The sequence below is a fragment of the Poseidonibacter sp. genome (assembly GCF_041821165.1).
Classification (GTDB): domain Bacteria; phylum Campylobacterota; class Campylobacteria; order Campylobacterales; family Arcobacteraceae; genus Poseidonibacter.
The window spans coordinates 1-4407 of sequence record NZ_JBGUES010000189.1 but is presented as its reverse complement, the minus strand read 5'-3'; the positions used below and the strand labels follow the sequence as shown (position 1 = coordinate 4407).

General features: G+C 27.4%; 6 protein-coding genes and 1 pseudogene. 1 reads left to right on the top strand and 6 read right to left on the bottom strand.

All coding sequences use genetic code 11. The features are described from left to right. The 3 genes and pseudogenes from ACERKK_RS11615 to ACERKK_RS11605 all read right to left on the bottom strand — a co-directional run. Positions 1–212, bottom strand: a pseudogene (locus ACERKK_RS11615) (endonuclease); the annotation flags it as partial. Positions 213–270: 58 nt separating this feature from the next. Continuing rightward, positions 271–921 carry a ferritin family protein gene (locus tag ACERKK_RS11610; RefSeq protein WP_373773242.1) on the bottom strand — a complete coding sequence of 217 codons (651 nt, stop codon included), beginning with the start codon at positions 919–921 and terminating at the stop codon, positions 271–273. A 66-nt stretch (positions 922–987) separates the two neighbouring features. Further along, positions 988–1653: a ferritin family protein gene (locus tag ACERKK_RS11605; RefSeq protein WP_373773241.1), complete on the bottom strand. Its 666-nt coding sequence runs from the start codon at positions 1651–1653 to the stop codon at positions 988–990. Positions 1654–1866: 213 nt separating this feature from the next. Between ACERKK_RS11605 and ACERKK_RS11600 the strand changes: the two genes are divergently transcribed. Further along, entirely contained in the window at positions 1867–2271 is a 405-nt protein-coding gene (locus ACERKK_RS11600) for a Fur family transcriptional regulator (protein ID WP_373773240.1), read from the top strand. Positions 2272–2297: 26 nt separating this feature from the next. Here ACERKK_RS11600 and ACERKK_RS11595 read toward each other — a convergent pair whose 3' ends face one another. From ACERKK_RS11595 to ACERKK_RS11585, 3 genes are all read right to left on the bottom strand, one after another. Continuing rightward, the gene (locus ACERKK_RS11595; protein ID WP_373773239.1) at positions 2298–3218 is read right to left on the bottom strand and encodes a calcium/sodium antiporter; all 921 of its coding nucleotides are present in this window, start codon (positions 3216–3218) and stop codon (positions 2298–2300) included. Next, positions 3219–3638, bottom strand: a complete 420-nt coding sequence (gene ybeY, locus ACERKK_RS11590) for an rRNA maturation RNase YbeY (RefSeq protein ID WP_373773238.1) — start codon at positions 3636–3638, stop codon at positions 3219–3221. It abuts the gene before it with no gap. Between the two features lie 68 nt (positions 3639–3706). Continuing rightward, positions 3707–4407, bottom strand: a 701-nt coding sequence (locus ACERKK_RS11585; protein ID WP_373773237.1) for a magnesium chelatase domain-containing protein, incomplete at its 5' end; no start/stop codon positions are given.

The following is a 4407-nucleotide window of genomic DNA, read 5'->3' as shown; positions in this document are numbered from 1 at the left end:
CTATTTAAATCTTTTAATACTCTAATTGTATTATTCATTTTTATATCAAAGTTTTTTTTATTCCACATTGATTTACTATATGGAATAAACTCTTTATATTCTGTATTGTTTTTTTCTAAATCAAATAAGTTTTCAACATTGTATGAGCTAATAGTAAAATCTTTTGCAAAACAATTAAGAAGTAAAAAAGTTAGAATAAGTAGTTTTATCAAATAATATCTCCAATAATTTATACTATATTATCGAAAATATTATTTTTATAAGATAAAGTTATTTTTTAGAGTTTAATCTTGATTGATACTCTTGCGGATGATCACATACAGGACAAACTTTTAAAGCTTTTTTTCCTCTATGAACATGTCCACAAACTTCACAAATCCATTCTTCTTCCTCTTCACTTTCAAATTCAGCACCTGTTTCTAATCTTTTTAGAAGTTCTCTATACATATTTTCATGCTCAATTTCAATTTTTCCAATAGCCTTTAGTAATCTTGCTACTTCATTATGACCTTCTTCCTTTGCAATGGTTGCAAAATCAGGATACATAGTAGTGTTTTCATAAGATTCACCATCAATTGCATAGTTAAGGTTTTCTACAGTATCACCAAATTCTTTACCTATAGTCATTAGATTATATTGTTTTAACTCAAGTTTAGCATGCATCTTTTCATTTGTTGCAGCTCTTTGGAAATGCTCAGCTATATCTCTATAACCTTCTTTTTGTGCAATTTTTGCAAAGTATTCATACTTATTTCTAGCCATTGATTCACCTGCAAATGCTTTCATTAAATTAACAGCTGTTAAGTTTTTTGTAATCATTTCCATTGGTTCATTACAACATTGTAATGTACCTCCACCAACACTTTGTAATTCTACTTCATTTCCACATTTATTACATCTATAAGTTTCATATTGTCTCATTATAATTTCCTTTAGTGTTTTAGTATAATTAAATTCTATGCTTTTAATGATAAATGTTATCTTAAATTATCCAACAGTTACATCTTTATTTCTTTTTTTAAAATACTCTTTTTCAACAGCACATAAAGGACATTGTTTTGGTGGTTTTTTGCCTCTGTGAACATGTCCACAAACTTCACAAACCCACTCTTCATCTTTATCCTCTGATTCTAAGAATCCTTCATTTATTAACTCTTGTTTTAATTCTAAGTACTCTTTTTCATGTTCAACTTCAACTTTTCCAATTGCTTTAAACATTCTTGCAATTTCTTTTAAACCTTCCTCTTTAGCAATCTCTTCAAAGTTTGGATACATTTCTTCATGCTCATACTTTTCACCATCAGCTGCATATTCAATATTTTTAGCAGTTGAGTCTAACTCTACGTTATGAACTAATTTATTATAAGCTTTAAATTCTGCCATTGCATGATATTTTTCATTATTTGCAGCTTCTTGGAAAAATCTTGCAATTCTATGTAATCCTTCTTCAAAAGCAACTTGAGCAAAAAACTCATATTTATTTCTAGCTTGTGATTCACCTGCAAATGCTTTCATTAAATTAACAGCCGTTAAATTTTGTGTAATCATTTCCATTTCTTCACCACAACATGATAATTTTGAGTTAACTCCTACTTCTTGAACTTCTACTTCACAGTTACATTTATTACATTTATAAGTTTGATATTGTTTCATTTTAAATCCTATGTTAAATATTTATTAGAGGATAATTTTTATCCTTTGAAGAATTATAGGGAAGCTAAACTTAAAGGATAATTATTTTCCTTTGCAAATTTTAATATTTAAACAAAAATTTTAAAACTTTAATATAAACTAAGATATGATATCAGATTAATTAATAGGGGAAGATAGAAAATATTGTATTTTTTCCTAAAAGGAAGAGTAAAAATGACAAATTATACAAGTTTATTAAAAGATTATGATTTGAAAGTTACTCCACAAAGAGTTGCTATTGTTGAAGAACTTTATTTAAATGGTCATATGAATATTGATGATTTATACAAAAAATTATTGGCAAAATTTCCATCAGTTTCTTTAGCAACTATATATAAGAATATTAATGCAATGATAGAAAAGGTTTTTTTATCAGAAGTTAAAATACCAAATACTAAGTCAGTTTTTGAGTTAGTAAAAGCAGAACATGCTCATTTGGTTTGTTCATCTTGTGGAGCTATTGAAGATGTAACTATTAATACAAATGATGTATTAAAAGATGCCTCAACATTAAGTAAATTTGAAATAAAATCTACAAATATTGTTTTTTCAGGACTTTGTCCTCATTGCTCAAAATAATATTTAAAGAAATAAAATAGTTTAGCTTATGCTAAACTATTTTGTATCACTAATCCTAATACTACCAATAAAGCAATACCAGCAGATTTATTATAAAGTTTATTAGCAGTAATAAATACTAACATTAAGGTAACAATAAATGCAGCTGCAATATCAAAGAAGTTTGCTGATAAGTCTACGTTAAGTGGATTTATAATTGATGTTAATCCTAAAACCATAGTAAAGTTTGCAACATTAGAACCAATAATATTTCCAATTGCTAAATCAGCATTATTATTAAGTGCTGCTTTGATTGAAATAGTTAATTCAGGTAAAGATGTACCAAATGCAACTAAGAATAATCCAATAATCCATTCAGAAATACCAAAAGTTCTTGCAATATTTGAAGCACTGTCAATTGCAAAATCAGCTCCACCAACTACAAATACAAATCCAACTAATAAAAGTAAAATACTTTTTCCCCAAGCGAATTTTTCTTTTTCTAATTCTTCATCAATTTCATCGATACTATTTGATGAGATTAAGAATACTAAATATGAAGCCATTAATAATAAAAATAAAATACCATCAATAAAGTTTAGTTTTCCATCAATTGCCATTAAAATAAATATTAAAATTGGAAATAAAGACCATGCTGAATCTTTTGCAAAAATATCTCTATCTGGATTGATTTTTTTAGCAAGTATAAATACTACACCTAAAACTAAGGATATATTAAATATCGTACTTCCTATTACGTTTGCAACAGCGATATCTGCACTTCCTTTTATAGAAGCTGATATTGAAACTGCCATTTCAGGAAGTGATGTTCCTAATGCAATTAATGTTGCTCCAATTACAAAATGTGAAATATTATAATGAAGGGCAATTTTTTCACTCTCTTCAATAATAAAATCAGCACCATAAATTAGTGCACCCATTGCTAATGTGAAAATTATAAAATCCATTTATGAATTCCTTACTATTAAACTATTTGGTAAATTAAACTCTTTGATTAACTCTTCTTCTTTATCTCTATGTTCACCATCATCAACTTCATGGTCAAAACCTAAAAGATGTAATAATCCATGAATAAAAAGCAATGAAAGTTCTTCATTAAAAGTATGATTGTACTCTTTTGCTTTTTCTTCTACAAAATCAACTGAAATAACAATAGACCCTAATGGCATATTTTCAAGTTCAAAATCTAATGGAAAACTAAGTACATCAGTTGCTTTATCAATATTTCTATGTTCTTTATTTAATTGTTGAATTTCATCATTATTCACAATGATAAGTTCTATATCTTTTTTTGTAAGTGATATAGATATCTTTTCAAGAATAGAGATATCTATATCATAAGAAGTGTTGTTTTCAAAGTCAATCATTTTTTACCTTTTTATTTGCGCGATTATATCCAATCTTTACAAATGAATAGATAAATATAAAAAATTACTTAGAAGAGTTCAATCATTTTGTGTACTTCATCAACAGGAAATACTTTCAAATCAAGTTTCATATTTGGTTTTTGTGCAATTACTGCTTTTTTTACACCTTGAGCTTGTGCTTCTTTTAATCTCATATCAATAGAATAAACATCTTTTATTTCACCTGTTAATGAAACTTCACCAATAAATACAGACTCTTTTGAAATAGGTCTATCTCTAAATGATGAAATAATTGCAGCAACCACAGCTAGGTCTGCTGAACTTTCTTTGATTTTTATTCCACCTGAAATATTTACAAATACATCATAGTGATTTAAAGGTAAGTCAATCTTTTTTTCAAGTAAAGCAAGTAACATATTTAATCTACTTCCATCAAATCCAGTTGCTGATCTTTTTGGATTAGGGTTTGTACTTTCAGTTACAAGTGCTTGAACTTCTAATATTAAAGCACGGCTTCCTTCCATTGAAACAGTAAGTGCTGAACCACTTTGTGCTTTTGATTTATCAAAAAACTTAGATGCAATATCTTTTGCACTTACAAGTCCTTCTTGTGTCATTTCAAAAATACCAATTTCAGAAGTTGAACCAAATCTATTTTTAAAACCTCTTAGCATCCTAATCTCTTTTGAAGCCTCTCCTTCAAAATATAAAACTGTATCAACCATATGTTCTAATACTCTAGGCCCTGCAATACTTCCATCTTTTGTAA

Bases quoted from the DNA above. Each gene is read 5' to 3' on its own strand.
- ybeY (WP_373773238.1), bottom strand. From the start codon at position 3,638: ATGATTGACTTTGAAAACAACACTTCTTATGATATAGATATCTCTATT.
- ACERKK_RS11610 (WP_373773242.1), bottom strand. From the start codon at position 921: ATGAGACAATATGAAACTTATAGATGTAATAAATGTGGAAATGAAGTA.
- ACERKK_RS11595 (WP_373773239.1), bottom strand. From the start codon at position 3,218: ATGGATTTTATAATTTTCACATTAGCAATGGGTGCACTAATTTATGGT.
- ACERKK_RS11600 (WP_373773240.1), top strand. From the start codon at position 1,867: ATGACAAATTATACAAGTTTATTAAAAGATTATGATTTGAAAGTTACT.
- ACERKK_RS11605 (WP_373773241.1), bottom strand. From the start codon at position 1,653: ATGAAACAATATCAAACTTATAAATGTAATAAATGTAACTGTGAAGTA.